Origin of the sequence: Bradyrhizobium sp. PRIMUS42, from assembly GCF_023006515.1 — a bacterium.
Lineage (GTDB): Bacteria > Pseudomonadota > Alphaproteobacteria > Rhizobiales > Xanthobacteraceae > Bradyrhizobium.
The window spans coordinates 1-603 of sequence record NZ_JALBGZ010001473.1 but is presented as its reverse complement, the minus strand read 5'-3'; the positions used below and the strand labels follow the sequence as shown (position 1 = coordinate 603).

Sequence of the window (603 nt, the reverse complement as noted above, 5' to 3'; positions counted from 1 at the left end):
GCCTTCTCGTTGCCGTGCCCGCGCAGCCGCGCCGACGACACCGCCGCCCGCTCCGTCACGCGCACGATCTCCAGCGTGAGAATGCGCTCGAGCAAGGCGTGCGGGGGGACTTCAATATGGGTCGACATCGGCTAACTCCTTCGAAACAGTTTTGGACAGGATTCCTTGCCCGCATTAACTCGTAACGCCCACGGTTCGTTCGACGAACCGCCTCAGTTCTTCTCGATCCGGATCACCTGCGGCCGTCCGCTGATCACCTTGTCCTTCTGCACGGCGGCGAGCGCGCGGCGCACGGCATCCTCATGCGTCGCGTAGGTGATCAGGATGACGGGCACGGGGACCGCCTTGCCGTTATCAGGCGCGGCGCCGCCATTGGGATGACGCTGCACGATCGACTCGATCGAAATCTTCTGCTCTGCGAGCCGCGTCGCGATCGCAGCCGCGGTGCCGGGGAAATCGCGCGCCAGAAGCCGGATGTAATAGCCGCCCTCGTGCCGCTCCATCGGCGCCTTCTTGGTGTCGCGCAGTTGCGAAATCGGCCGGCCGAACGGATTGGCACGGATGCCGCGCGCGACATCGGCGATGTCGGCGACCACGGCGGAT

At 65.5% G+C, this 603-nt stretch carries 1 protein-coding gene and 1 pseudogene; both read right to left on the bottom strand.

The window, feature by feature from the left end; all coding sequences use genetic code 11:
- Positions 1 to 128, bottom strand: a pseudogene (gene glpX, locus MOV75_RS41145) (fructose-bisphosphatase class II); the annotation flags it as partial.
- An 84-nt stretch (positions 129 to 212) separates the two neighbouring features.
- The coding region (locus MOV75_RS41140; protein ID WP_247008593.1) for an ACT domain-containing protein at positions 213 to 603 on the bottom strand (391 nt) is incomplete at its 5' end.